We start from the raw sequence: 25,838 nt of genomic DNA on the forward strand, positions 1-25,838 counted from the left end.
CAAAGGAACGACTCGGCGGCGGCGGAACGATCCGAGGATCGGTCGTCGGTCGGACCCCACCAAGTGTGGAGACAGCGATGAATCAAGAGGTCATGAATCTTTTCGGGCCGCAGGTGCCGGCCCAGGTATTCGACCAGATCCGTATCTCGATCGCGAGCCCGGAAAAGATTCTGTCGTGGTCCTACGGCGAGATCAAGAAGCCGGAGACCATCAACTACCGGACCTTCAAGCCGGAGCGCGACGGCCTGTTCTGCGCCCGCATCTTCGGTCCGATCAAGGACTACGAGTGCTTGTGCGGCAAGTACAAGCGCATGAAGTACAAGGGCATCATCTGCGAGAAGTGCGGCGTCGAGGTGACGCTCTCGCGGGTGCGGCGCGAGCGGATGGGCCACATCGAGCTCGCCGCTCCGGTGGCGCATATCTGGTTCCTGAAGTCGCTGCCGAGCCGCATCGGCCTGCTGCTCGACATGACCCTGAAGGATCTCGAGCGGATCCTCTATTTCGAGTACTACGTGGTGCTCGAGCCGGGCCTCACGCCCCTGCAGAACCGTCAGCTGCTCTCCGAGGAGGAGTATCTGCGGGCGCAGGACGAGTACGGGGCGGACAGCTTCACGGCGATGATCGGCGCCGAGGCGATCCGCGAGCTGCTCAAGGGCATGGACCTCGACAAGCTCGCGACGGATCTGCGCAAGGAGATCGCCGAGTCGACCTCCGACCTGAAGCCGAAGAAGCTCGCCAAGCGGCTCAAGCTGATCGAGGCCTTCACCCAGTCCGGCAACAAGCCGGAGTGGATGATCCTCACCGTCGTGCCGGTGATCCCGCCGGATCTGCGCCCGCTCGTCCCGCTCGACGGCGGCCGCTTCGCGACCTCGGATCTGAACGATCTCTATCGCCGCGTCATCAACCGCAACAACCGCCTCAAGCGGCTGATCGAGCTGCGCGCGCCGGACATCATCATCCGCAACGAGAAGCGGATGCTGCAGGAGGCCGTCGACGCGCTGTTCGACAACGGCCGCCGCGGCCGCGTCATCACGGGCGCCAACAAGCGCCCGCTGAAGTCGCTCGCCGACATGCTGAAGGGCAAGCAGGGCCGGTTCCGCCAGAACCTGCTCGGCAAGCGCGTCGACTATTCGGGCCGCTCGGTGATCGTCGTCGGTCCCGAGCTCAAGCTGCACCAGTGCGGCCTGCCCAAGAAGATGGCGCTCGAGCTGTTCAAGCCGTTCATCTACTCGCGACTCGACGCCAAGGGCCTGTCGACCACGGTGAAGCAGGCCAAGAAGCTCGTCGAGAAGGAGAAGCCGGAGGTCTGGGACATCCTGGACGAGGTCATCCGCGAGCATCCGGTGCTCCTGAACCGCGCCCCGACCCTGCACCGCCTCGGCATCCAGGCGTTCGAGCCGGTGCTGATCGAGGGCAAGGCGATCCAGCTGCATCCGCTGGTCTGCGCCGCCTTCAACGCCGACTTCGACGGCGACCAGATGGCCGTGCACGTCCCGCTGTCGCTCGAGTCGCAGCTCGAGGCGCGCGTGCTGATGATGTCGACCAACAACATCCTGCACCCCGCCAACGGCTCGCCCATCATCGTGCCGTCGCAGGACATCGTTCTCGGCCTCTACTACCTGTCGCTCATTCGCGAGAACGAGCCGGGGCAGGGCAAGGCCTTCTCGAACATGGCCGAGATCGAGCACGCGATCGGCGAGCGCGCCGTCACGCTGCACACCAAGATCAAGTACCGCTGGATCGGTCTCGACGAGAACGGTGTCGAGGTGTCGCGCATCTACGACACCACGCCGGGCCGGGTGATCCTCGGCCAGGTGCTGCCGCGCCACCGCAAGGTTCCCTTCGACGTCGTCAACAAGCTGATGACGAAGAAGGAGATCTCCAACATGATCGACACGGTCTACCGCCACTGCGGCCAGAAGGAGACCGTGATCTTCTGCGATCGCATCATGGCGCTCGGCTTCCACCACGCCTTCAAGGCCGGCATCTCGTTCGGCAAGGACGACATGGTGGTGCCGCGCAAGAAGTGGGAGATCGTCGACAAGACCCGCACCGAGGCGAAGGACTTCGAGCAGCAGTTCCTCGAAGGCCTGATCACCCAGGGCGAGAAGTACAACAAGGTCGTCGACGCCTGGTCGAAGTGCACCGAGCAGATCGCCGACGAGATGATGCGCGAGATCTCGGCGGTCCGGAAGGACGAGACGACGGGCCGCGAGGTGCCGATCAACTCGATCTACATGATGGCCCACTCCGGAGCGCGCGGTTCGCCCGCCCAGATGCGCCAGCTCGCCGGCATGCGCGGCCTGATGGCCAAGCCGTCGGGCGAGATCATCGAGAGCCCGATCATCTCGAACTTCAAGGAAGGCCTGTCGGTTCTCGAGTACTTCAACTCGACCCACGGCGCCCGCAAGGGCCTCGCCGACACGGCGCTCAAGACCGCCAACTCGGGCTACCTGACCCGGCGTCTCGTCGACGTCGCGCAGGACTGCATCATCACGACCGACGACTGCGGCACGACGGGCGGCATCAAGGTGCGGGCCATCATCGACGCCGGCACCGTGGTGGCGTCGCTGGGCAGCCGCATCCTCGGCCGCACCGTGGCCGAGGACGTGCGCGACCCGTCGTCGGGCGAGCTGATCGTGCCGCGCAACACGCTCCTCGACGAGCGTGACGTCGAGAAGATCGTGACGGCGGGCGTGCAGGAGCTGAAGATCCGCTCCGTTCTCACCTGCGAGACCACCTCGGGCGTGTGCGGCGCCTGCTACGGGCGCGATCTCGCCCGCGGCACGCCGGTCAACATGGGCGAGGCGGTCGGCGTCATCGCGGCGCAGTCGATCGGCGAGCCGGGCACCCAGCTCACCATGCGCACGTTCCACATCGGCGGTGCGGCGCAGATCTCGGAGCAGTCCTTCATCGAGTCGAACTTCGAAGGCACGATCCGGATCAAGAACCGCAGCATGGCGCGGAACTCCGACGGCGAGCTGATCGCCATGGCCCGCAACATGGCCGTGGTGGTGGTGGATCAGGACGGCACCGAGCGCGCCGTCCACCGCATCCAGTACGGCTCGCGCGTCAAGGTCGACGAGGGCGACAAGATCAAGCGCGGCCAGCGCATCGCCGAGTGGGATCCCTACACCCGGCCGATCCTGACCGAGGCGGAGGGCACTATCGGCTTCGAGGATCTGGTCGAAGGCCAGTCGATGTCCGAGACGCTCGACGAGTCGACCGGCATCGCCAAGCGCGTTGTCATCGACTGGCGGGCCTCCGGCCGCGGCCAGGACCTGCGCCCCTCGATCGTCATCAAGGACGACGAGGGCAAGGTGATGAAGCTGGCTCGCGGCGGCGACGCGCGCTACCAGCTCGCCGTCGACTGCATCCTCTCGGTCGATCCGGGCACCAAGGTGAAGGCCGGCGACGCCATCGCGCGCATGCCGACCGAGAGCGCCAAGACCCGCGACATCACCGGCGGTCTGCCGCGGGTGGCGGAGCTGTTCGAGGCGCGGCGGCCGAAGGAGGCCGCGGTCATCGCCGAGATCTCCGGCACGGTGCGGTTCGGGCGCGACTACAAGAACAAGCGGCGGCTCACCATCGAGCCGAACGAGAAGGACGTCGAGCCGCGCGAGTACCTGATCCCGAAGGGCAAGCACGTCCATCTGCAGGACGGCGATCTCATCGAGAAGGGCGACTACATCGTCGAGGGCAATCCCGCCCCGCACGACATTCTCGCGGTCAAGGGTGTCGAGGAGCTGGCGGCCTATCTGGTCAACGAGATCCAGGAGGTCTACCGGCTGCAGGGCGTGCAGATCAACGACAAGCACATCGAGGTGATCGTTCGCCAGATGCTGCAGAAGGTCGAGGTGGACGACGCCGGCGAGACCGACCTGATCCAAGGCGAGCAGATCGACTGGGTCGAGTTCGACGAGGTCAACGCCCGCGCTCACGAGGAGGGCAAGAAGGAGGCGAAGGCACATCCGGTCCTGCTCGGCATCACCAAGGCCTCGCTGCAGACCCGGTCCTTCATCTCGGCGGCGTCGTTCCAGGAGACCACCCGCGTGCTCACCGAGGCGGCGGTCGCCGGCAAGGCGGACACGCTGGATGGGCTCAAGGAGAACGTCATCGTCGGCCGCCTGATCCCGGCCGGCACCGGCGCCCAGATGAACGTGCTGCGCGAGATCGCCAGCAAGCGCGACTCGCTCATCCTCGAAGAGCGCGAGAAGGTGTCGTCGGACAAGCCGCCGGAGCAGCCGGCGGCACTGCCCGCCGCGGAGTAAGCTACAACGAGAAAGAGCCGCCCCTCGGGGCGGCTCTTTTGCTTTGGGGGGGGGGGACGAGGCGGGCAACGCGCCGTGCCTAAGCTGTCCTCGCCTCGGCGTCTCGACGTGCGGCGACCGACCGTCTGGGCACGGCCCGCCGGGGGCATCCCTCGGCCAACCCTACGAAACTGCGCTGCTCTGCAAAAAAAGCGGCGAACCGGGTCGCTTCGGCTGCGTTCGTCTACCGGTATGCCGATGGACGAAGAGGGGGCCGCCATGGACGCGCTGGCCGAACGGACCACATCCGACCACACGACGACCGAAATTGCCTCCGGGCGGCCCGCGCCGTGGTGGCAGACCGGCATTCTCTACCAGATCTATCCGCGCTCGTTTCAGGACGCGAACGGCGACGGGATCGGTGACCTCGCCGGCATCCTGCGACGGCTGCCCCATCTGGTCGAGCTCGGCGTCGACGCGCTCTGGCTGTCGCCGATCTTTCCCTCGCCGATGGCGGACTTCGGCTACGACATCGCCGACTACACCGGCATCGATCCGATCTTCGGCACGCTCGACGACTTCGACGCGCTGCTCGCCGCGGCGCACGGGCACGGCCTCAAGGTGCTGCTCGACCTCGTGCCCAACCACACCTCCGACCACCACCCGTGGTTCGAGGAGAGCCGGTCGTCGCGCGACAACCCGAAGCGGGACTGGTATATCTGGCGCGATCCGGCGCCGGACGGCGGCCCGCCGACCAACTGGCTGTCGGAGTTCGGCGGCAGCGCCTGGGAGTTCGATCCCGCGACCGGCCAGTACTACTACCATGCCTTCCTGAAGGCTCAGCCCGACCTCAACTGGCGCAATCCGAAGGTGCGCGAGGCCGTCCACGACGTCATGCGGTTCTGGCTGAAGCGCGGCGTCGACGGGTTCCGGGTCGACGTCATCTGGCATCTGATCAAGGACGAGGAGTTCCGCGACAATCCGCCGAACCCGGACTGGCGTCCGGGGCGGCCGCCGGTCGAGTCGGTGGTGCCGCTGTACACCACCGATCGTCCCGAGGTGCACGACGTCATCGCCGGGATGCGGCGGGTGGTCGAGGAGTTCGAGGAGCGGGTCTTGATCGGCGAGATCTACCTGCCGATCGAGCGCCTCGTCGCGTATTACGGGACGGACCTCTCGGGCGCCCATCTGCCGTTCAATTTCGCGCTACTGAACGCGCCCTGGGACGCGCGGCGAATCGCCCAGCTGGTCGAGGAGTACGAAGCCTCGTTGCCGAGCGGCGGCTGGCCGAACTGGGTGCTGGGGAATCACGACCGCCCGCGAGTCGGCAGCCGAATCGGCCGCGAGCAGCTCCGCGTCGCCGCGATGCTGCTGCTCACCCTGCGCGGGACGCCGACCATCTACTACGGCGAGGAGATCGGGATGGTCGACGTCGCCATTCCGCCGGACCGGGTGCGTGATCCCTATGAGAAGAACGTGCCGGGAATCGGCGTCGGGCGCGACGGCTGCCGCACGCCAATGCAGTGGGAGCGGGGCGAGTCGGCCGGCTTCACGGAGGCCGAGCCGTGGCTCCCGACGGCTGCCGATTCGGATGTCGAAAACGTTGAAAATCAACGCGATGACGCCGGTTCTTTGTTCAATCTCTACCGCCGCCTGATCGCTCTGCGCCGGCGCCGGCCGGCGCTCACCCGCGGCAGCTACGAGCCGATCGCGGCGAGCGGCGACCTTCTCGTCTATGTCCGCTCGCTCGATCAGGATCGCATCATGGTCGCCCTCAATCTCGGCGCCGAGCCGGTCAGCCTAACGGTGCGGGGCGCCGTCTCGAACGGACGGATTCTCGTGTCGTCGTCGGCCGATCGTGACGGCGAGGAGGTCGTCGGAGAAATATACTTGCGCAGCCACGAGGGCGCCGTGGTCGGCCTCGATCCGGCGCCGTGATCGAAGCGTCAGGCCGCGGGCCGTACAGGGAGAAACCTCTCCGTCGCGAAGCCGTTGGCGCTTGACTTCACGGGGTGTGGCCGTTAAAACCCGCCCACTTTTCGGCAGGCGGTGAGCTTCGCTGATCGGAACGGCTCGTCTCGCGACTACGAATTCGGCGCCTTTAGGTCCGACTTCGACGGCGAGACACTGCAGCCTCGACGATTGACGCTCAAACGCTGCCGCTGACACACGACTGTCAGTCCTGGGTACACGACCGCGAGGCGGTGACGCCGCGCGGTCCTCTGTCGATGGGGCGCCATCCCCTCCAGCGGGGGTTGGCGCAGGTTGCGTTTGCGCGCGAGCGCGGACGTGAACGTTTCGGCGCGGGCGGGCAACCCGGAAACGGGGGCCTGTTAGGCGGGGAAACCCGCGTTGTCGGGAAAAACCCGCTGGGCGGGGAACACCCGCAGGGAGACTGAAGGCGAGCGATGCCGACGATCAATCAGCTCATCCGTAATCCGCGGGTCCCGCAGCGGGCGCGCAAGAAGGTGCCGGCCCTCCAGCAGAGCCCGCAGAAGCGCGGCGTCTGCACGCGCGTCTACACGACGACGCCGAAGAAGCCGAACTCGGCGCTCCGCAAGGTCGCCAAGGTGCGCCTCACCAACGGGTTCGAGGTGATCGGCTACATCCCGGGCGAGGGCCACAATCTGCAGGAGCACTCGGTCGTGATGATCCGCGGCGGCCGCGTGAAGGATCTGCCGGGCGTGCGCTACCACATCCTGCGCGGCGTGCTCGACACCCAGGGCGTCAAGAACCGCAAGCAGCGCCGTTCGAAGTACGGCGCGAAGCGGCCGAAGTGACCCGAGCATAGCGAGGGTCATCCCGGGCGAGCGCAGCGAGGCCCGGGATCGACAAGAGGAATTCTGACGTGGATGGCCGGGACGAGCCCGGCCATGACGAAGGAAAAGAGAGCCAATGTCTCGTCGTCACCGTGCAGACAAGCGCGAAATCCTCCCGGATCCGAAGTTCGGGAACGTCGTCGTCACCAAGTTCATGAACTCGATCATGTACGCCGGCAAGAAGTCGGCCGCGGAGGCGATCGTCTACGGCGCCTTCGACATCATCGAGGGCAAGACCAAGAGCAACCCGCTGTCGGTCTTCCAGACGGCGCTCGACAACGTGATGCCGGCCATCGAGGTGCGCTCGCGGCGCGTCGGCGGCGCCACCTACCAGGTGCCGGTCGAGGTCCGGACCGACCGCCGCCAGGCGCTCGGCATCCGCTGGCTGATCTCGGCGGCGCGCGACCGCAACGAGAAGACGATGACGGAGCGGCTCTCGGCCGAGCTGCTCGACGCCTCCAACAACCGCGGCAACGCGGTGAAGAAGCGCGAGGACACGCACCGCATGGCGGAAGCGAACCGCGCGTTCTCGCACTACCGCTGGTGATGCGGGCGAAGCTCGAGAGACATTGAAGGAGATCCCCCCGTGGCGCGCCAGCATCCGATCGAGGACTACCGCAATTTCGGCATCATGGCCCACATCGATGCCGGCAAGACGACGACCACGGAGCGGATCCTCTACTACACCGGGAAGAGCCACAAGATCGGCGAGGTCCATGAGGGCGCCGCCACCATGGACTGGATGGAGCAGGAGCAGGAGCGCGGCATCACGATCACGTCGGCCGCGACGACCGCCTTCTGGCGGGGCAAGCGCCTGAACATCATCGACACGCCCGGGCACGTCGACTTCACCATCGAGGTGGAGCGCAGCTTGCGCGTGCTCGACGGCGCCGTATGCGTGCTCGACTCCAACCAGGGCGTCGAGCCGCAGACCGAGACGGTGTGGCGCCAGGGCGACAAGTACAAGGTTCCGCGGATCGTCTTCGCCAACAAGATGGACAAGATCGGGGCCGACTTCTTCAAGTGCCTCGACGACATCAAGACCCGCCTCGGCGCCAAGCCGGTGGCGATCCAGCTGCCGATCGGTGCCGAGAGCCAGTTCAAGGGCCTCATCGACCTGATCCGCATGGTCGCGGTGGTGTGGGACGACGAGACGCTCGGCGCCAGCTACAAGGACGTCGAGATCCCGGCCGACCTGCTCGACCAGGCCAAAGAATATCGCGAGATGATGATCGAGGCCGCCGTCGAGCTCGACGACGACGTGATGACGGCCTACCTCGAGGGCAACGAGCCCGACGAGGCGACGCTGCGCCGCCTGATCCGCAAGGCGGTGATCACCGGTGCCTTCTATCCGGTGCTGTGCGGCTCGGCCTTCAAGAACAAGGGCGTGCAGCCGCTGCTCGACGCCGTGGTGGACTTCCTGCCGTCGCCGATCGACGTGCCGGCCATCAAGGGCATCGACCCCAAGGGCAACGAGGTGGTGCGTCCGCCCGAGGACACCCAGCCGCTCGCCGCGCTCGCCTTCAAGATCATGGACGACCCGTTCGTCGGGACCATCACGTTCTGCCGCATCTACTCGGGCATCCTCCAGTCGGGCACGGGCGTCGTCAACTCGACGCGCGAGCGCAAGGAGCGCATCGGCCGCATGCTGCTGATGCACGCCAACAACCGCGAGGACATCAAGGAAGCCTATGCGGGCGATATCGTCGCGCTGGCCGGCCTGAAGGAGGCTCGCACCGGCGACACGCTGTGCGATCCGAACAATCAGGTGATCCTCGAGAAGATGGAGTTCCCGGACCCCGTCATCGAGATCGCCATCGAGCCGAAGTCGAAGGCCGACCAGGAGAAGCTCGGCGTCGCGCTCGCCAAGCTCGCGGCCGAGGACCCGTCCTTCCGCGTGTCGACCGACCAGGAGTCCGGCCAGACCATCCTCAAGGGGATGGGCGAGCTGCATCTCGACATCAAGGTCGACATCCTCAAGCGCACCTACAAGGTCGACGCCAACATCGGCGCGCCGCAGGTGGCCTATCGCGAGAAGCTGACCAAGCCGGTCACGATCGACTACGTCCACAAGAAGCAGACGGGCGGCTCCGGCCAGTTCGCCGGCGTGAAGATCCAGGTCGAGCCGAGCGAGCCGGGCTCCGGTTTCACGTTCGAGAACGCGATCATCGGCGGCGCGGTGCCGAAGGAGTACATCCCGGGCGTCGAGAAGGGCCTCAACTCGGTCCTCGGCTCCGGCGTGCTCGCCGGCTTCCCGGTGGTCGACCTCAAGGTGTCGCTCATCGACGGCAAGTATCACGACGTCGACTCGTCGGCGCTCGCGTTCGAGATCGCGTCGCGCGCCGCGCTGCGCGAAGCCCTGCAGAAGGGCGGGTCGGTGCTGCTCGAGCCGATCATGAAGGTCGAGGTCGTGACGCCCGAGGATTACACGGGCTCGGTCATCGGGGATCTCAATTCCCGCCGCGGCCAGATCCAGGGCCAGGACATGCGTGGCAACGCCAACGTCGTGAACGCGATGGTGCCGCTCGCCAACATGTTCGGCTACGTCAACACCCTGCGGTCGATGTCGCAGGGACGAGCCACGTTCACCATGCAGTTCGACCACTACGAGCAGGTTCCGAACAACGTGGCTCAGGAGGTCCAGGCCAAGTTCGCCTGAGCGAGCCGAGCCTGACCGCCACGACCGCAACGACAGAGACGACCAGAGGCAACGGAGAGTCCCGATGGCCAAAGAGAAGTTCGAACGTAACAAGCCCCACTGCAACATCGGCACGATCGGGCACGTCGATCACGGCAAGACGACGCTGACGGCCGCGATCACGAAGGTCCTCGCCGAGACGGGCGGCGCGACGTTCACGGCCTACGACCAGATCGACAAGGCTCCGGAAGAGAAGGCGCGCGGCATCACCATCTCGACCGCGCACGTCGAGTACCAGACCCAGAAGCGCCACTACGCGCACGTCGACTGCCCCGGGCACGCCGACTACGTGAAGAACATGATCACGGGCGCGGCCCAGATGGACGGCGCGATCCTGGTCGTGTCGGCCGCCGACGGCCCGATGCCGCAGACCCGCGAGCACATCCTGCTCGCCCGCCAGGTCGGCGTGCCGGCGCTGGTCGTGTTCATGAACAAGGTCGACATGGTCGACGATCCGGAGCTGCTCGAGCTCGTCGAGCTCGAGGTCCGCGAGCTCCTCTCCAAGTACAACTTCCCGGGCGACAAGATCCCGATCATCAAGGGCTCGGCCCTGATGGCGCTCGAGGGCAAGGACGAGAAGCTCGGCAAGAACGCGATCCTCGAGCTGATGGCCGCGGTCGACGACTACATCCCGCAGCCGGATCGTCCGAAGGACCAGCCGTTCCTGATGCCGGTCGAGGACGTGTTCTCGATCTCGGGCCGCGGCACCGTGGTGACCGGCCGTATCGAGCGCGGCGTCGTGAAGGTCGGCGAGGAAGTCGAGATCGTCGGCATCAAGCCGACCGTCAAGACCACGGTCACCGGCGTCGAGATGTTCCGCAAGCTGCTCGACCAGGGCGAGGCGGGCGACAACGTCGGCTGCCTGCTGCGCGGCACCAAGCGCGAGGACGTCGAGCGCGGCCAGGTGCTGTGCAAGCCGGGCTCCGTGAAGCCGCATACCAAGTTCAAGGCCGAGGCCTACATCCTCACCAAGGAGGAGGGCGGCCGCCACACGCCGTTCTTCACCAACTACCGCCCGCAGTTCTACTTCCGCACCACCGACGTGACCGGTGTCGTGCACCTGCCGGAAGGCACCGAGATGGTGATGCCGGGCGACAACATCGCCATGACGGTCGAGCTGATCGTGCCGATCGCCATGGAGGAGAAGCTGCGCTTCGCCATCCGCGAGGGTGGCCGCACGGTCGGCGCCGGCGTCGTCGCCAGCATCATCGAGTGAGCGGCGAATAGCGAATGGGGAGTAGCGAACGGCGTTCGCTACTCGCTACTCGCTACTCACTATTCGCCCCAAGCAGTCACTACTCGCGCCTATCGAGGCAGAGAAGACCATGAACGGCCAGAACATCAGAATTCGCCTCAAGGCGTTCGATCATCGTATTCTCGACGCCTCGACGCGCGAGATCGTGGCGACGGCCAAGAGGACGGGCGCGCAGGTTCGCGGGCCGATCCCGCTGCCGACCAAGATCGAGAAGTTCACCGTCAACCGCTCGCCGCACGTCGACAAGAAGAGCCGCGAGCAGTTCGAGATGCGCACTCACAAGCGGCTGCTCGACATCGTCGATCCGACCCCGCAGACCGTGGACGCCCTGATGAAGCTCGACCTCGCCGCCGGCGTCGACGTCGAGATCAAGCTCTAAGGCGCGACACGGTAGAGCGCAGAAAGGGACGAGAACGATGCGTTCCGGTGTGATCGCACAGAAGCTCGGTATGACCCGCGTCTACACCGACGCGGGCGAGCACGTGCCCGTCACGGTGCTCCGGCTGGCCAAGTGCCAGGTCGTGGCTCACCGCACCATGGACAAGAACGGCTACGTCGCCATGCAGCTCGGCTCGGGCGCGCGGAAGCCGAAGAACACGCCCAAGGCCGAGCGCGGCCACTTCGCCGTGGCGAAGGTCGAGCCCAAGCGCAAGGTGGTCGAGTTCCGCGTGAACGACGACGCGCTGATCCCGGTCGGCGCCGAGATCACGGCCGATCACTTCGTGGTCGGTCAGTTCGTCGACGTCACCGGCACCTCGACCGGCAAGGGCTTCGCCGGACCGATGAAGCGGTGGAACTTCGGCGGCCTGCGCGCCTCGCACGGCGTGTCGATCTCGCACCGCTCGCACGGTTCGACCGGCGGCCGGCAGGATCCGGGCAAGACCTTCAAGAACAAGAAGATGGCCGGCCATCTCGGCGTCGAGCGGGTGACCACGCTGAACCTCAAGGTGGTTCAGACGGACGTCGACCGCGGCCTCATCCTCGTCGAGGGTGCGGTGCCGGGCGTCAAGGGCGGCTGGATCACGGTGCGCGACGCCGTGAAGAAGTCGCTACCGAAGGACGCGCCGCGTCCGGGCAAGTTCCGTCTGCCGACCGAGGACGGTGCGGCGAACGGCGCGATCCCGGCCGGCGAGGCGACCGAGGCTGCGGCACCGGGCGAGGGAGCGTAAGATGGAATTCACGGTCACCACCCTCGACGGCGACACCGCTGGCTCGATCGACCTGTCGGCCGAGATCTTCGGTCTCGAGCCGCGCGCCGACCTGATCCAGCGCTGCATCGTCTGGCAGCTGTCGCGCCGCCAGGCCGGCACCCACGCGGTCAAGAACCGCGCGGAGATCTGGCGCACCGGCAAGAAGATGTACAAGCAGAAGGGCACCGGCAGCGCCCGTCACGGCTCCGCCCGCGTGCCGCAGTTCCGCGGCGGCGGCCGCGCCTTCGGCCCGCAGCCGCGCAGCCACGCGATCGACCTGCCCAAGAAGGTGCGCTCGCTGGCGCTGCGCCACGCGCTCTCGGCCAAGGCGAAGGACGGCGGCATCGTCGTGCTCGACAAGGCGGCGCTCGACGACGGCAAGACGAAGACGCTCAAGGCGCGGTTCGAGAAGCTCGGGCTCGCCAACGCGCTGATCATCGACGGCGCCGAGCTCGAGTCGAAGTTCTCGCTGGCGGCCCGCAACATTCCGAACATCGACGTGCTGCCGATCCAGGGCATCAACGTCTACGACATCCTGCGTCGGAACAAGCTGGTGCTGACGCGGGCCGCGGTCGATGCGCTGGAGGCGCGCTTCAAATGAGCACCCGAGACCCGCGCCACTACGACGTGATCGTCAGCCCGATCATCACCGAGAAGGCCACCGTCGCGTCCGAGCACAACCAGGTGCTCTTCAACGTCCGCAAGACCGCCACCAAGCCGCAGATCAAGGACGCGGTGGAGAAGCTGTTCGACGTCAAGGTGAAGGCCGTCAACACGCTGATCCGCAAGGGCAAGCTGCGCCGGTTCCGCGGCGTGAAGGGCGAGACCTCGGACGTCAAGAAGGCGATCGTGACCCTCGAGGAGGGGCACCGGATCGACGTGACCACCGGGCTCTGAGGAAACGGCGATGGCACTCAAGACATACAAGCCGACCACTCCGGGCCAGCGTCAGCTCGTTCTGGTCGACCGCTCGGGCCTCTACAAGGGCAAGCCCGTCAAGGCGCTGACCGTCGGCAAGAGCTCGTCGGGCGGCCGCAACAACACCGGCCGCACCACGGTGCGTTTCCGCGGCGGCGGCCACAAGCAGTCGCTGCGCCTCGTCGACTTCAAGCGGGCGAAGCACGACCAGCCGGCGACCGTCGAGCGGATCGAGTACGATCCGGGTCGCTCGGCCTTCATCGCCCTGATCAAGTATCAGGACGGCGAGCTCGCCTACATCCTGGCGCCGCAGCGCCTCGGTCCCGGCGACACGGTCGTCTCCGGCGAGCGGGTCGACGTGAAGCCGGGCAATGCGATGCCGCTCTCCTCGATGCCGATCGGCACGATCGTGCACAATGTCGAGCTGAAGATCGGCAAGGGCGGCCAGATCGCCCGCTCGGCCGGCACCTATGCGCAGATCGTCGGCCGCGACCGTGACTACGTCATCCTGCGCATGAACTCGTCCGAGCAGCGCCTGGTGCACGGCCGCTGCATGGCGACCGTCGGTGCGGTGTCGAACCCGGACCACATGAACACCTCGATCGGCAAGGCGGGACGCTCCCGCTGGCTCGGTCAGCGGCCGCACAACCGCGGCGTCGCGATGAACCCCGTCGATCACCCGCACGGCGGCGGCGAAGGCCGCACCTCGGGCGGCCGGCATCCGGTGTCTCCGTGGGGCTTCCCGACCAAGGGCAAGAAGACCCGCAAGAACAAGAGCACCACGAAGTTCATCGTTTCCAGCCGCCACGCGCGGAAGAAGAAGTAAGGAAGCACGAGATGGCGCGCTCCGTCTGGAAAGGCCCGTTCGTCGACGGCTATCTGCTCAAGAAGGCGGAAGCCGCCCGCTCGTCCGGCCGTCACGACGTGATCAAGATCTGGTCCCGGCGGTCGACGATCCTGCCGCAGTTCGTGGGGCTGACCTTCGGGGTCCACAACGGCCACAAGCACGTCCCCGTGCTGGTCACCGAGGAGATGGTCGGGCACAAGTTCGGCGAGTTCTCGCCGAGCCGCACGTTCCACGGCCACTCGGGCGACAAGAAAGCCAAGCGGGCGTGAGGCGAGGGAACGAGAGATGAGCAAGACAGCACGTCCCCGCAGCCTCCCGGACAACGAGGCGAAGGCGGTGGCCCGGATGCTCCGGGTCTCTCCGCAGAAGCTCAATCTGGTCGCGCAACTCATTCGCGGCAAGAAGGTGCAGACTGCGCTCGCCGACCTCGAGTTCTCGCGCAAGCGCATCGCCCGCGACGTCCGCAAGTGCCTGCAGTCGGCGATCGCCAACGCCGAGAACAACCACGACCTCGACATCGACGACCTGGTCGTGTCGCAGGCCCACGTGGGCAAGGCGCTGGTGATCAAGCGCTTTGTGCCGCGCGGCCGTGGTCGCTCGGGCAAGATTCTGAAGCCGTTCTCGCACCTGACGATCGTCGTTCGTCAGGTCGAAGCCGCCGCATCCTGAGGAGAGCCCCATGGGTCAGAAGGTCAATCCGATCGGGCTGCGCCTCGGGATCAACCGTACCTGGGATTCGCGCTGGTTCGCCGGCAAGAACGAGTACGGCAAGCTGATGCACGAGGACATGGCGATCCGGACCGAGCTGCTCAAGCAGCTCAAGCAGGCCGCCGTGTCGCGCATCGTCATCGAGCGGCCGCATCGGAAATGCCGCGTCACCATCCACTCGGCCCGGCCGGGCGTGGTGATCGGCAAGAAGGGCGCCGACATCGAGAAGCTCCGCCGCAAGGTCGCGGCGCTGACCAACTCGGACGTCGTGCTCAACATCGTAGAGATCCGCAAGCCGGAGCTCGACGCGCAGCTGGTCGCCGAGTCGATCGCCCAGCAGCTGGAGCGCCGCGTCGCCTTCCGTCGCGCCATGAAGCGCGCCGTGCAGTCGGCGATGCGTCTCGGCGCCGAGGGCATCCGCATCAACTGCTCCGGCCGGCTCGGCGGCGCCGAGATCGCGCGCATGGAATGGTATCGCGAGGGCCGCGTGCCGCTGCACACCCTGCGCGCCGACGTCGACTACGGCGTCGCCACGGCGTTCACCACCTACGGCACCTGCGGCGTGAAGGTGTGGATCTTCAAGGGCGAGATCCTCGAGCACGATCCGATGGCGCAGGACAAGCGCGCGGCCGAGGCCGACGCCAGCGGCGGCTCGAGCCGTCCGCGGCGCGACGCGGCGTGACGCGCGGTCGCACAAGGACATAAGAAAGGCGACGATCCATGCTGCAACCAGCGCGCACGAAGTTCCGCAAGGCGCACAAGGGCCGCATCAAAGGTGTTGCGACCAGCGGGACGACCCTGGCCTTCGGCCAGTTCGGCCTGAAGGCGATGGCGCCGGAGCGGATCACGGCCCGCCAGATCGAGGCGGCCCGCCGGGCCATGACGCGCCATATGAAGCGCGCCGGCCGGGTGTGGATCCGCATCTATCCGGACGTGCCGATCTCCAAGAAGCCGCTCGAAGTCCGAATGGGCTCCGGCAAGGGCGCGCCCGAGTACTGGGTGGCGCGCGTGAAGCCCGGCCGCATCCTGTTCGAGGTCGACGGCGTGACGAGCGAGATCGCCCGTGAGGCGCTCACGCTGGCGGCCGCCAAGCTGCCGATCAAGACGCGCTTCATCGAGCGCATCGCCGAGTAGGGACCGGACACGCCATGGCCAAGATCGAAGACTTCCGCACCATGACGGTCGATCAGCTCGACGACGAGCTCCTGAAGCTGAAGAAGGAGCAGTTCAACCTGCGCTTCCAGAAGGCGACGGGTCAGCTCGAGAACACCTCGCGGGTGCGGCAGGTCCGCCGCGACATCGCCCGGATCAAGACGGTGGCGCAGACCAAGCGCGCAGCCGCCGGTACGAAGTAAGGAGAACGACGATGCCGAAGCGCATGCTGCAGGGTGTCGTGGTGGGCGACAAGCAGGACAAGACCGTCATCGTGCGGGTCGAGCGTCGTTTCACTCACCCCGTCATGAAGAAGACCGTCCGGCGCTCCAAGAAGTACCACGCGCACGACGAGACCAACCAGTACGCCGTGGGCGACACCGTGTGGATCGAGGAGCATCGTCCGATCTCCAAGCTGAAGCGGTGGTCGGTCGTCCAGGGCGAGAAGCGCGCGAAGTAAGGCCGCGCGCTCCATAACGAAAGAACAAGGCGGCTCATCATGATCCAGATGCAGACCAATCTCGATGTGGCGGACAATTCCGGCGCGCGCCGCGTCATGTGCATCAAGGTGCTGGGCGGCTCGAAGCGCAAGTACGCGACCATCGGGGACGTCATCGTGGTGTCCGTGAAGGAGGCGATCCCGCGCGGCCGCGTGAAGAAGGGCGACGTCATGAAGGCGGTCGTCGTCCGTGTGGCGAAGGACATTCGTCGTGCCGACGGCTCGGCCATCCGGTTCGACCGGAACGCCGCCGTCCTGATCAATGCCCAGATGGAGCCGGTCGGCACCCGCATCTTCGGACCGGTGCCGCGCGAGCTCCGCGCCAAGAACCACATGAAGATCATCTCGCTCGCCCCGGAGGTGCTGTGATGGCTGCGAAAATCCGCAAGGGCGACAAGGTCGTCGTTCTCACGGGGCGCGACAAGGGCCGCACCGGCGAGGTGATCGAGGTCCGTCCGACCGAGAACCGTGCGCTCGTGCGCGGCGTCAACATGGTCAAGCGGCACCAGCGCCAGTCCGCCCAGCAGGAGGGCGGCATCATCTCCAAGGAGGCGCCCGTGCACCTGTCCAATCTCGCGGTCGCCGATCCGAAGGACGGTAAGCCGACCCGCATCGGGTTCAAGATTCTGGCGGACGGCAAGAAGGTCCGTGTCGCGAAGCGTTCGGGAGCCGAGATCAATGGCTGAGGACAAGAAGGACGCCAAGAAGGGCGCCAAGCCGGACGCGAAGGGTGCCAAGGGCGCGCATCCGGCCGCTCCGAATCCGAAGGCCGAGAAGGCCGCCGCCAAGGCCGCCAAGAGCGCCGCCCCGAAGGCGGCCGCGGCCGGCGAGGTCGAGGCGTCGAAGGGCCCGTCGCGGCTGCGCGTGCAGTACGACCAGACGGTCAAGCAGAAGCTGACCGAGCAGTTCGGCTACAAGAACAAGTTCGAGGTCCCGAAGATCACCAAGATCGTGATCAACATGGGCGTTGGCGAGGGCGTCGCGGACCGTAAGAAGGTCGAGCAGGCGGCCGCCGACCTGGCGATGATCTCGGGCCAGCGCCCGGTCATCACCAAGGCGCGCAAGTCGATCGCGACCTTCAAGGTCCGCGAGGGCCAGGCGATCGGCTGCAAGGTCACGCTGCGCAAGGACCGGATGTACGAGTTCGTCGACCGGCTGATCAACATCGCGCTGCCGCGCGTTCGCGACTTCCGCGGGCTCAATCCGAAGAGCTTCGACGGCGGCGGCAACTACACGCTCGGGGTGAAGGAGCACATCATCTTCCCCGAGATCGACTACGACAAGGTCGCCGAGGTGTGGGGCATGGACATCACGGTCTGCACCACGGCGCGCAGCGACGCGGAGGGCCGCGCCCTCCTGGCCGCTTTCAATTTCCCGTTCCGGCAGTGAGACGGACCGACAGCCCGTCTCAGACGCGGAGTTAGGAGCATCGAATGGCGAAGAAGAGCTCTGTCGAGAAGAACGAGCATCGGCGCAAGCTCGTCGCCCAGCAGGCGGCGAAGCGGGCCCGGCTGAAGGCCGAGGCCAACGACAAGGACAAGCCGATGGAGGAGCGGTTCGCCGCGACCCTGAAGCTCGCCGAGATGCCGCGCAACGGCTCGAAGACCCGCATCCGCAACCGCTGCGAGGTCACGGGGCGTCCGCGCGCCTATTATCGCAAGCTGAAGATGAGCCGCATCGCGCTGCGCGAGCTCGGTTCCAAGGGCCTGATCCCGGGCCTCCTCAAGTCGAGCTGGTGAGGAGGGCGTCGCCATGAACGATCCGATCGGCGATATGATCACCCGCATCCGCAACGCTCAGCTGCGCGCCAAGTCGAAGGTGTCGACTCCCGGCTCGAAGCTGCGCGCCAGCGTGCTCGAGGTCCTCAAGAGCGAGGGCTACATCCGCGACTTCTCGACCACCGAGCACGCCGACGGGCGGACCGAGTTCGAGATCGAGCTGAAGTATTTCGACGGCACCCCGGTGATCCGCGAGATCGCCCGCGTGTCGAAGCCCGGCCGCCGCGTCTACGCCTCCGTCAAGGCGCTGCCGCGGGTCAACAACGGTCTCGGAGTCGCCATCGTGTCGACCCCGAAGGGCGTCATGGCCGACCACGCCGCGCGCGACGCGAACGTGGGCGGCGAGATCCTCTGCACCGTGTTCTAAAGGGAGCCGGAATGTCTCGCATCGGCAAGAAGGCGGTGCCGGTCCCCTCCGGAGTGACCGCCAATATCGAAGGCCAGACCGTCAAGGCCAAGGGCCCGAAGGGTGCCCTCCAGCTCGTGCTTCCCGACGACGTCGTCGTGAAGATGGAGCAGGGCGCCGTGAAGGTCGATCCGCGCAACGAGACCAAGCGGGCGCGCTCCATGTGGGGCACCTCCCGGACCCTCGTGTCGAACATGTTCACGGGCGTGAGCAAGGGCTTCGAGCAGAAGCTCGAGATCGTCGGCGTCGGCTATCGCGCCGCCGTGCAGGGCAAGAACCTGCAGATTGCCCTCGGCTTCAGCCACGACGTCCTGTACCCGATCCCGGAGGGGATCGCGATCGCGACGCCGAAGCCGACCGAGGTCGTGATCAGCGGCATCGACAAGCAGAAGGTCGGGCAGGTCGCGGCCGAGATCCGCTCCTACCGGCCGCCGGAGCCCTACAAGGGCAAGGGCGTCAAGTACGCGGGCGAATACATCTTCCGCAAGGAAGGCAAGAAGAAATAGCGGAGCGCACGATGTCCAGGCTCAATATCAAGACGGCGCGGCGCACCAGCCGCGTCCGCCGGGCCATCAAGGCGGCGGCCGGCGACCGGCTGCGGCTTTCGGTGTTCCGCTCGTCGCAGCACATCTATGCGCAGGTCATCGACGACCTGAAGGGTGTGACCGTGGCGTCCGCCTCGACGCTGGAGAAGGACCTCCGGTCGAGCCTCAAGACCGGGGCCGACAAGGAGGCCGCCAAGGTGGTGGGCAAGCTCCTCGCCGAGCGGGCCGTTGCCAAGGGCGTCAAGGACGTGGTCTTCGATCGCGGCGGCTACATCTATCACGGTCGCGTCAAGGCGCTGGCCGACGGCGCCCGCGAGGGCGGGCTGAATTTCTAAGGGCGATGACGGGCGATCGCCCGAGGGAGACGGTTTCACATGGCTCGTGAGCACGGACGCGACCGCGAGGAGCGGGACAGCGAGTTCACCGACAAGCTCGTCCACATCAATCGCGTCGCCAAGGTGGTGAAGGGCGGCCGGCGCTTCGGCTTCGCGGCGCTGGTCGTGGTCGGCGATCAGAAGGGCCGTGTCGGCTTCGGCCACGGCAAGGCCCGCGAGGTTCCGGAGGCGATCCGCAAGGCGACCGACGCGGCCAAGCGCGGCCTCATCCGGGTGCCGCTGCGCGAGGGCCGGACCCTGCACCACGACGTGGCGGGTCGCCACGGCGCCGGCAAGGTGTTTTTGCGCGCTGCCCCTGCGGGCACCGGCATCATCGCGGGCGGCCCGATGCGCGCCGTCTTCGAGACGCTCGGCATGCAGGACGTGGTGGCGAAGTCGCTCGGCTCGTCGAACCCGTACAACATGGTGCGGGCGACCTTCGACGCGCTCAAGCACCAGGACTCGCCGCGCTCCGTCGCCGCCCGGCGCAACATCAAGGTCTCGGCCCTGCAGTCGCGTCGCCGCGAGGGCGCCGACGAGACCGTCACCGATTGACGGCCGGGAGAACCAGCATGGCGAGCGAAACCAAGACCATCAAGGTCGAGCAGACCGGCAGCCCGATCCGCCGCCGGCACGATCAGCGCGAGACGCTGATCGGCCTCGGCCTCAACCGGATCGGCCGGGTGTCCGAGCTGAAGGACACCCCGTCGGTGCGCGGCATGATCAACAAGGTCCACCACCTGGTCCGGGTGGTCGAAGAGTGAGTTCGGTCGCGGCCGGGGCGCGTCCCCGGCCGGTCCGGCTGCCCACGAGGGCGCCGCAGCACCCGCGCGACCCCCGAAGACTCGAGGAATCGTCATGAAGCTCAACGAGATCGCCGACAAGGCCGGGGCCCGCAAGTCGCGCATCCGCGTCGGCCGCGGCATCGGCTCCGGCAAGGGCAAGACCGGCGGCCGCGGTGGCAAGGGCCAGACCGCCCGCACCGGCGTCGCCATCAAGGGGTTCGAGGGCGGCCAGATGCCGTTGCATCGGCGCCTGCCCAAGCGCGGCTTCAACAACATCTTCGCGCTCGACCTGAACGAGGTGAATCTCGGCCGGGTCCAGCTCGCGGTCGACAAGGGCCGGCTCGATGCCGGCGCGGTCGTCGACGTCGCGGCGCTGGTCAAGGCCGGCGTGCTGCGGCGCGCGCTCGACGGCGTCCGGCTGCTCGGCAACGGCGCCGACACGCTGACTGCCAAGCTCCAGTTCGAGGTCCACGGCGCCACCGCGTCTGCGATCGCCGCGGTCGAGAAGCTCGGCGGCTCCGTCAAGGTGCTGGCGCCGCGCCAAGAGGCCGCTGAATCGACGGGCGAACAGGCCGGCTGATCCCCATATAGCGGGACACGCCGACCAGTCGTACCGGCAAGGGCGGCAACCGGAGCCTCGACATGGTTTCTGCAGCAGAGCAACTCGCGGCGAACATCAACTTCTCGGCCTTCGCCAAGGCCGAGGAGCTCAAGAAGCGTATCTGGTTCACGCTCGGGGCGCTGCTCGTCTTTCGGCTCGGCACCTACATCCCGCTGCCCGGCATCGATCCGGGGCAGTGGGAGCAGATCTTCCGCACCCAGGCGGGCGGCATCCTTGGCATGTTCAACATGTTCGCGGGCGGCGGCATCCACCGGATGGCGATCTTCGCGCTGAACATCATGCCGTACATCTCGGCCTCGATCATCGTCCAGCTCCTGACGACGGTCTCGCCGACGCTCGAGAACCTGAAGAAGGAAGGCGAGCAGGGCCGCAAGGTCATCAACCAGTACACCCGCTACCTCACCGTGATCCTGTCGGTCTTCCAGGCCTACGGCATCTCGGTCGGGCTCGAGGGCGCCGGCTCGGTGGTCACCGATCCGGGCTGGTTCTTCCGCATCTCCACGGTGATCACGCTCACCGGCGGCACCATGTTCCTGATGTGGCTCGGCGAGCAGATCACGGCGCGCGGCATCGGCAACGGCATCTCGCTGATCATCATGGCCGGCATCGTCGCCGAGCTGCCCGGCGCGCTCGTCGGCATGTTCGAGCTCGGCCGCCAGGGCGCCATGTCGACCGGCGTGATCCTGCTCATCATGGTCATGTCGATCGTCGTGATCGGCTTCATCGTGTTCATGGAGCGGGCGCAGCGCCGGCTGCTGATCCAGTATCCGAAGCGCCAGATCGGCAACCGCATGTTCGAGGGGCAGACCTCGCACCTGCCGCTCAAGCTCAACACCTCGGGCGTCATTCCGCCGATCTTCGCCTCGTCGCTGCTCCTGCTGCCGACCACGGTCGCCAACCTGAACGCGGGGCAGGGGCCCGAGTGGCTCAACGTGATCACCACGCAGCTCGGCCACGGCCGTCCGCTGTTCCTGGTGATGTATATCGGGCTGATCGTCTTCTTCGCCTTCTTCTACACGGCGATCGTGTTCAACCCGACCGAGACGGCCGACAATCTCAAGAAGCACGGCGGGTTCATCCCGGGCATCCGTCCCGGCGAGCGCACCGCCGAGTACATCGACCACGTCCTGTCGCGCATCACCGTGGTCGGCGCCGCCTATCTGTCGGTCGTCTGCCTGATCCCGGAGATCCTGATCTCCTACGCCGCGGTGCCGTTCTACTTCGGCGGCACCTCGCTGCTGATCGTCGTCTCCGTCACCATGGACACGGTCGCCCAGATCCAAGGCTATCTGCTGGCCCACCAGTACGAAGGCCTGATCAAGAAATCCAAGCTGAGAGGTCGACGTCGATGAGACTGATTCTTCTCGGACCGCCGGGGGCGGGCAAGGGAACGCAGGCCCAGCACCTGGTCGAGGCGTGGAAGATCGTCCAGCTCTCCACCGGCGACATGCTGCGCGCCGCGGTCAAGGCGGGCACCCCGGTCGGCCTCAAGGCCAAGGACATCATGGCCCGGGGCGACCTGGTGCCGGACGAGGTCGTGGTCGCCATCGTGGCGGACCGGATCGGCGAGCCCGATGCCGCCAACGGCTTCATTCTCGACGGCTTCCCGCGCACCGTGCCGCAGGCCGAGGCGCTGGAGAGGATGCTGGCCGAGAAGGGCCTGCATCTCGACGCCGTGGTCGAGCTGAAGGTCGACGAGAAGGCGCTGCTCGACCGGGTCGAGAAGCGGGTTCGCGAGATGACGGCGCGCGGCGAGTCGCTGCGGGCCGACGACAATGCCGAGGCTCTCAAGACCCGGCTGGAGGCCTACCGGTCCCAGACGGCGCCGCTCGCGGCGTACTACGAGAGCAAGGGCAAGCTGCGGACGATCGACGGCATGGCGCCCATCGCGGACGTCAGCAAGGCGATCGACGCGGTGCTGAAGACGGCGGCCGGGGACAGCCGATCCACCCCGGCGGCGGTACGATAAGGCGGGCCGGACGGTCCGGATCCGGCGGCGGCCGGGCCGGCGGCGTCCGGACACGCGCCGGTTGGCGCGCAGTGGTTGACGGGTTCCGCAGGAATCCTTACATACTGCGTTCCCAGTCGGAAGAACTCATGGACGGCGCCGCGCCCCGGAGGTCGGGGAATGGCGTCGTTTTCGCGCTTATCGGCGGCGCGTGACCGAATCGGAACAGACCGGCCGGTGAGCCGGGGGAAGAAGGAGCTGCGGCCTTGGCCCGTATCGCTGGCGTCAATATTCCGACCAACAAGCGCGTGCTGATTGGTCTGCAGTACATCCACGGGATCGGGCCGGCGAAGGCCCAGGAGATCATCGAGAAGGTCGGGATTCCGGTGGAGCGCCGGGTGTCCCAGCTGACCGACAACGAGGTTCTGCAGATTCGCGAGGTGATCGATCGCGACTACCTCGTCGAGGGCGATCTGCGGCGCGAGGTCTCCATGAACATCAAGCGGCTGATGGATCTCGGCTGCTATCGAGGCCTGCGCCATCGGCGCGGCCTGCCGGTGCGCGGCCAGCGTACCCACACCAATGCGCGGACCCGCAAGGGCCCGGCGAAGCCGATCGCCGGCAAGAAGAAGTAAGCGGGACCGCAGGTCTTCGGGGATACTTGACGGGCCGGGCGTCGAGGCCGGGCCGCAGAAGGATCGACAATGGGAAAAGAAGCCACGCGCGTCCGCCGTCGCGAGCGCAAGAACATCGCTTCGGGCGTCGCGCATGTGAACGCCTCGTTCAACAACACGATGATCACGATCACGGACGCCCAGGGCAACGCGATCGCCTGGTCGTCGGCCGGCACGATGGGCTTCAAGGGTTCGCGCAAGTCGACCCCCTACGCGGCCCAGATCGCCGCCGAGGACTGCGCCCGCAAGGCCCAGGAGCACGGCATGCGCACCCTCGAGGTCGAGGTCGCCGGTCCCGGCTCGGGCCGCGAGTCGGCGCTGCGCGCGCTGCAGTCGGCCGGCTTCACGATCACCTCGATCCGCGACGTGACGCCGATCCCGCACAACGGCTGCCGGCCGCGCAAGCGGCGTCGCGTCTGACGTCTTTTCATCGCTCCGGCGGGCCGACGCGGTCCGCCGCCGCCATTTTCGTCCCGCGGGCGGAGCGGGACGCGCGGCGTGAATGCCCCCGCGCCACCTACCGATGGGTGATGACGTGACAATTCAGAAGAACTGGCAAGAGCTGATCCGGCCGAACAAGCTGCAGGTCACCCCGGGCGCCGATCCCAAGCGCCTCGCGACCGTCGTCGCCGAGCCGCTCGAGCGTGGTTTCGGCCTCACCCTCGGCAACGCGCTGCGCCGCATCCTGCTGTCCTCGCTGCAGGGCGCGAGCGTGCAGTCCGTGCACATCGACGGTGTCCTGCACGAGTTCTCCTCGATCGCCGGCGTGCGCGAGGACGTCACCGACATCGTGCTGAACATCAAGGACATCGCCATCAAGATGCAGGGCGAAGGCCCGAAGCGCATGGTGGTGAAGAAGCAGGGGCCGTCGGTCGTCACGGCCGGCGACATCCAGACCGTCGGCGACGTCGTGATCCTGAACCCCGAGCTGATCCTGTGCCATCTCGACGAGGGCGCCGAGATCCGCATGGAGTTCACGGTCAATACCGGCAAGGGCTACGTCCCGGCCGAGCGCAACCGGCCCGAGGACGCGCCGATCGGCCTGATCCCGGTCGACAGCCTCTACTCGCCGGTCAAGAAGGTCTCCTACAAGGTCGAGAACACCCGCGAGGGCCAGATCCTCGACTACGACAAGCTCACGCTGTCGATCGAGACCAACGGCGCCGTGACGCCCGAGGACGCGCTCGCCTACGCGGCGCGCATCCTGCAGGACCAGCTCAACGTCTTCGTCAACTTCGAGGAGCCGAAGCGGGCCGAGCAGCCGATGCTGCTGGCCGACGACCTCGGCGGCATCCCGCCGGCCTTCCTCAAGAAGGTCGACGAGCTCGAGCTGTCGGTGCGTTCGGCCAACTGCCTGAAGAACGACAACATCGTCTATATCGGCGACCTCGTTCAGAAGACCGAGGCGGAAATGCTCCGCACGCCGAACTTCGGGCGCAAGTCGCTCAACGAGATCAAGGAGGTGCTGGCGCAGATGGGCCTGCATCTCGGCATGGAAGTGCCCGGCTGGCCGCCCGAGAACATCGAGGAACTCGCCAAGCGCTTCGAGGACCACTACTGAGGGCCTTTTCACCTCTCCCCTGTGGGGAGAGGTCGGACCGCGAAGCGGTCCGGGTGAGGGGGATCCGGCGTCGAAATCCGTCGAGGCCCATCCCCCCTCACCCTAGCCCTCTCCCCGCAGGGGAGAGGGGACATCTCTGAATTCTGGGCCGGTCGAACGGGCCCAACAAGAGGATACGACCATGCGCCACGGCTCCGCCCACCGGAAGCTCAACCGCACCTCCGAGCATCGGCGCGCCATGTTCGCCAACATGGCGGCGGCGCTGATCAAGCACGAGCAGATCGTCACCACGCTGCCGAAGGCGAAGGACCTGCGTCCGATCGTCGAGAAGCTGGTCACGCTCGGCAAGCGCGGCGACCTGCACGCGCGCCGCCAGGCGGTCGCCGAGCTGCGCGACATCGCCATGGTGAAGAAGCTCTTCGAGGTGATCGGCCCGCGCTACAAGGACCGCCAGGGCGGCTACACCCGCGTCCTCAAGGCCGGCTTCCGCTACGGCGACTCGGCCCCGGTCGGGGTCATCGAGTTCGTCGACCGCGACGTCACGGCCAAGGGCAAGGACTCCGGCCCGACCGCCGAGGTCGGCGAGGCCGAGGCGGCCTGATCATTTCGGACGGGCGCGTCGTCGCGCCTCTCGTCTCGACGAAACGAACGCGCCCGGACCTCGTCCGCGGCGCGTTTTTTCGTGCCTGCGCGGCTTTTCCCGCGCCATGCCGTCGCCGGCCCGCACGGCCGGAGCGGAAAGGCATTTACGAACGAAGCTCGATCGCCGAACCTCTCCGTCATAAGCCGCACAAATGAATCATTGCGGC

The 25,838-nt window shown here is 66.9% G+C and carries 33 protein-coding genes; all 33 read left to right on the forward strand.

Going from position 1 to position 25,838, the window contains the following annotated elements; genetic code table 11:
* Positions 1 to 77 precede the first annotated feature (77 nt).
* The gene (gene rpoC / locus ABTU92_RS16545; RefSeq protein ID WP_408092535.1) at positions 78 to 4,271 is read left to right on the forward strand and encodes a DNA-directed RNA polymerase subunit beta'; all 4,194 of its coding nucleotides are present in this window, start codon (positions 78 to 80) and stop codon (positions 4,269 to 4,271) included.
* Positions 4,272 to 4,508: 237 nt separating this feature from the next.
* Positions 4,509 to 6,188 (forward strand): alpha-amylase family glycosyl hydrolase, encoded by a 1,680-nt coding sequence (locus ABTU92_RS16550; protein WP_408092537.1) that lies wholly within the window; start codon positions 4,509 to 4,511, stop codon positions 6,186 to 6,188.
* A gap of 470 nt (positions 6,189 to 6,658) precedes the next feature.
* The gene (gene rpsL, locus ABTU92_RS16555) at positions 6,659 to 7,030 is read left to right on the forward strand and encodes a 30S ribosomal protein S12 (protein WP_008385443.1); all 372 of its coding nucleotides are present in this window, start codon (positions 6,659 to 6,661) and stop codon (positions 7,028 to 7,030) included.
* A gap of 115 nt (positions 7,031 to 7,145) precedes the next feature.
* A complete protein-coding gene (gene rpsG, locus ABTU92_RS16560; RefSeq protein WP_111355893.1) occupies positions 7,146 to 7,616 on the forward strand; it encodes a 30S ribosomal protein S7 in 471 nt (156 codons plus the stop codon).
* Positions 7,617 to 7,655: 39 nt separating this feature from the next.
* Positions 7,656 to 9,728 (forward strand): elongation factor G, encoded by a 2,073-nt coding sequence (gene fusA, locus ABTU92_RS16565; protein WP_408092540.1) that lies wholly within the window; start codon positions 7,656 to 7,658, stop codon positions 9,726 to 9,728.
* Between the two features lie 64 nt (positions 9,729 to 9,792).
* The gene (tuf, locus tag ABTU92_RS16570; RefSeq protein WP_111355890.1) at positions 9,793 to 10,983 is read left to right on the forward strand and encodes an elongation factor Tu; all 1,191 of its coding nucleotides are present in this window, start codon (positions 9,793 to 9,795) and stop codon (positions 10,981 to 10,983) included.
* 109 nt (positions 10,984 to 11,092) lie between these two features.
* Positions 11,093 to 11,401, forward strand: a complete 309-nt coding sequence (gene rpsJ, locus ABTU92_RS16575; RefSeq protein WP_008385434.1) for a 30S ribosomal protein S10 — start codon at positions 11,093 to 11,095, stop codon at positions 11,399 to 11,401.
* A gap of 37 nt (positions 11,402 to 11,438) precedes the next feature.
* Positions 11,439 to 12,191: a 50S ribosomal protein L3 gene (rplC, locus tag ABTU92_RS16580; protein ID WP_408092543.1), complete on the forward strand. Its 753-nt coding sequence runs from the start codon at positions 11,439 to 11,441 to the stop codon at positions 12,189 to 12,191.
* A gap of 1 nt (position 12,192) precedes the next feature.
* Positions 12,193 to 12,813, forward strand: coding sequence for a 50S ribosomal protein L4 (gene rplD / locus ABTU92_RS16585; protein WP_111355886.1), 621 nt, complete (start codon positions 12,193 to 12,195; stop codon positions 12,811 to 12,813).
* Positions 12,810 to 13,109, forward strand: coding sequence for a 50S ribosomal protein L23 (locus tag ABTU92_RS16590; RefSeq protein WP_111355884.1), 300 nt, complete (start codon positions 12,810 to 12,812; stop codon positions 13,107 to 13,109). The genes rplD and ABTU92_RS16590 overlap by 4 nt, the downstream gene beginning before the upstream one ends.
* A gap of 10 nt (positions 13,110 to 13,119) precedes the next feature.
* A complete protein-coding gene (rplB, locus tag ABTU92_RS16595; protein WP_408092545.1) occupies positions 13,120 to 13,956 on the forward strand; it encodes a 50S ribosomal protein L2 in 837 nt (278 codons plus the stop codon).
* An 11-nt stretch (positions 13,957 to 13,967) separates the two neighbouring features.
* Positions 13,968 to 14,246, forward strand: a complete 279-nt coding sequence (rpsS, locus tag ABTU92_RS16600; protein ID WP_111355882.1) for a 30S ribosomal protein S19 — start codon at positions 13,968 to 13,970, stop codon at positions 14,244 to 14,246.
* Positions 14,247 to 14,262: 16 nt separating this feature from the next.
* Positions 14,263 to 14,646 carry a 50S ribosomal protein L22 gene (gene rplV / locus ABTU92_RS16605; protein ID WP_111355880.1) on the forward strand — a complete coding sequence of 128 codons (384 nt, stop codon included), beginning with the start codon at positions 14,263 to 14,265 and terminating at the stop codon, positions 14,644 to 14,646.
* 10 nt (positions 14,647 to 14,656) lie between these two features.
* Positions 14,657 to 15,367: a 30S ribosomal protein S3 gene (rpsC, locus tag ABTU92_RS16610; protein WP_111355879.1), complete on the forward strand. Its 711-nt coding sequence runs from the start codon at positions 14,657 to 14,659 to the stop codon at positions 15,365 to 15,367.
* A gap of 38 nt (positions 15,368 to 15,405) precedes the next feature.
* The gene (gene rplP, locus ABTU92_RS16615; RefSeq protein ID WP_111355877.1) at positions 15,406 to 15,819 is read left to right on the forward strand and encodes a 50S ribosomal protein L16; all 414 of its coding nucleotides are present in this window, start codon (positions 15,406 to 15,408) and stop codon (positions 15,817 to 15,819) included.
* A gap of 14 nt (positions 15,820 to 15,833) precedes the next feature.
* The gene (gene rpmC, locus ABTU92_RS16620; RefSeq protein ID WP_111355874.1) at positions 15,834 to 16,040 is read left to right on the forward strand and encodes a 50S ribosomal protein L29; all 207 of its coding nucleotides are present in this window, start codon (positions 15,834 to 15,836) and stop codon (positions 16,038 to 16,040) included.
* Between the two features lie 11 nt (positions 16,041 to 16,051).
* Entirely contained in the window at positions 16,052 to 16,297 is a 246-nt protein-coding gene (rpsQ, locus tag ABTU92_RS16625; RefSeq protein ID WP_111355873.1) for a 30S ribosomal protein S17, read from the forward strand.
* Positions 16,298 to 16,336: 39 nt separating this feature from the next.
* A complete protein-coding gene (gene rplN / locus ABTU92_RS16630) occupies positions 16,337 to 16,705 on the forward strand; it encodes a 50S ribosomal protein L14 (RefSeq protein ID WP_111355871.1) in 369 nt (122 codons plus the stop codon).
* On the forward strand, positions 16,705 to 17,022 hold the full coding sequence (gene rplX, locus ABTU92_RS16635) for a 50S ribosomal protein L24 (RefSeq protein ID WP_272777771.1): 318 nt from the start codon (positions 16,705 to 16,707) through the stop codon (positions 17,020 to 17,022). Before rplN ends, rplX begins: the two co-directional genes overlap by 1 nt.
* Positions 17,015 to 17,725 carry a 50S ribosomal protein L5 gene (gene rplE, locus ABTU92_RS16640; RefSeq protein WP_111355868.1) on the forward strand — a complete coding sequence of 237 codons (711 nt, stop codon included), beginning with the start codon at positions 17,015 to 17,017 and terminating at the stop codon, positions 17,723 to 17,725. The genes rplX and rplE overlap by 8 nt, the downstream gene beginning before the upstream one ends.
* A 44-nt stretch (positions 17,726 to 17,769) precedes the next feature.
* Positions 17,770 to 18,075, forward strand: a complete 306-nt coding sequence (rpsN, locus tag ABTU92_RS16645) for a 30S ribosomal protein S14 (RefSeq protein ID WP_111355866.1) — start codon at positions 17,770 to 17,772, stop codon at positions 18,073 to 18,075.
* A 13-nt stretch (positions 18,076 to 18,088) separates the two neighbouring features.
* Positions 18,089 to 18,481, forward strand: a complete 393-nt coding sequence (gene rpsH / locus ABTU92_RS16650) for a 30S ribosomal protein S8 (RefSeq protein WP_111355864.1) — start codon at positions 18,089 to 18,091, stop codon at positions 18,479 to 18,481.
* Between the two features lie 11 nt (positions 18,482 to 18,492).
* Positions 18,493 to 19,026 carry a 50S ribosomal protein L6 gene (gene rplF / locus ABTU92_RS16655; protein ID WP_408092550.1) on the forward strand — a complete coding sequence of 178 codons (534 nt, stop codon included), beginning with the start codon at positions 18,493 to 18,495 and terminating at the stop codon, positions 19,024 to 19,026.
* 11 nt (positions 19,027 to 19,037) lie between these two features.
* On the forward strand, positions 19,038 to 19,400 hold the full coding sequence (gene rplR / locus ABTU92_RS16660; RefSeq protein WP_408092552.1) for a 50S ribosomal protein L18: 363 nt from the start codon (positions 19,038 to 19,040) through the stop codon (positions 19,398 to 19,400).
* A gap of 39 nt (positions 19,401 to 19,439) precedes the next feature.
* On the forward strand, positions 19,440 to 19,994 hold the full coding sequence (gene rpsE / locus ABTU92_RS16665) for a 30S ribosomal protein S5 (protein WP_111355859.1): 555 nt from the start codon (positions 19,440 to 19,442) through the stop codon (positions 19,992 to 19,994).
* 17 nt (positions 19,995 to 20,011) lie between these two features.
* Positions 20,012 to 20,203, forward strand: a complete 192-nt coding sequence (gene rpmD, locus ABTU92_RS16670) for a 50S ribosomal protein L30 (RefSeq protein ID WP_111355858.1) — start codon at positions 20,012 to 20,014, stop codon at positions 20,201 to 20,203.
* 94 nt (positions 20,204 to 20,297) lie between these two features.
* Positions 20,298 to 20,804 carry a 50S ribosomal protein L15 gene (rplO, locus tag ABTU92_RS16675; protein WP_408092555.1) on the forward strand — a complete coding sequence of 169 codons (507 nt, stop codon included), beginning with the start codon at positions 20,298 to 20,300 and terminating at the stop codon, positions 20,802 to 20,804.
* A gap of 62 nt (positions 20,805 to 20,866) precedes the next feature.
* The gene (secY, locus tag ABTU92_RS16680) at positions 20,867 to 22,198 is read left to right on the forward strand and encodes a preprotein translocase subunit SecY (protein WP_408092557.1); all 1,332 of its coding nucleotides are present in this window, start codon (positions 20,867 to 20,869) and stop codon (positions 22,196 to 22,198) included.
* Positions 22,195 to 22,815, forward strand: coding sequence for an adenylate kinase (locus ABTU92_RS16685; RefSeq protein WP_408092559.1), 621 nt, complete (start codon positions 22,195 to 22,197; stop codon positions 22,813 to 22,815). The genes secY and ABTU92_RS16685 overlap by 4 nt, the downstream gene beginning before the upstream one ends.
* Before the next feature lie 245 nt (positions 22,816 to 23,060).
* Positions 23,061 to 23,429 carry a 30S ribosomal protein S13 gene (gene rpsM, locus ABTU92_RS16690; RefSeq protein ID WP_111355851.1) on the forward strand — a complete coding sequence of 123 codons (369 nt, stop codon included), beginning with the start codon at positions 23,061 to 23,063 and terminating at the stop codon, positions 23,427 to 23,429.
* A 69-nt stretch (positions 23,430 to 23,498) separates the two neighbouring features.
* Positions 23,499 to 23,888, forward strand: coding sequence for a 30S ribosomal protein S11 (rpsK, locus tag ABTU92_RS16695; RefSeq protein WP_111355850.1), 390 nt, complete (start codon positions 23,499 to 23,501; stop codon positions 23,886 to 23,888).
* Positions 23,889 to 23,991: 103 nt separating this feature from the next.
* Positions 23,992 to 25,029, forward strand: coding sequence for a DNA-directed RNA polymerase subunit alpha (locus ABTU92_RS16700; protein ID WP_111355848.1), 1,038 nt, complete (start codon positions 23,992 to 23,994; stop codon positions 25,027 to 25,029).
* A 181-nt stretch (positions 25,030 to 25,210) separates the two neighbouring features.
* Positions 25,211 to 25,630, forward strand: coding sequence for a 50S ribosomal protein L17 (gene rplQ / locus ABTU92_RS16705; RefSeq protein ID WP_111355847.1), 420 nt, complete (start codon positions 25,211 to 25,213; stop codon positions 25,628 to 25,630).
* The last annotated feature ends 208 nt before the right edge of the window (positions 25,631 to 25,838 follow it).

The sequence above is a fragment of the Rhodoplanes sp. SY1 genome, assembly GCF_046000175.1.
Lineage (GTDB): Bacteria > Pseudomonadota > Alphaproteobacteria > Rhizobiales > Xanthobacteraceae > Rhodoplanes.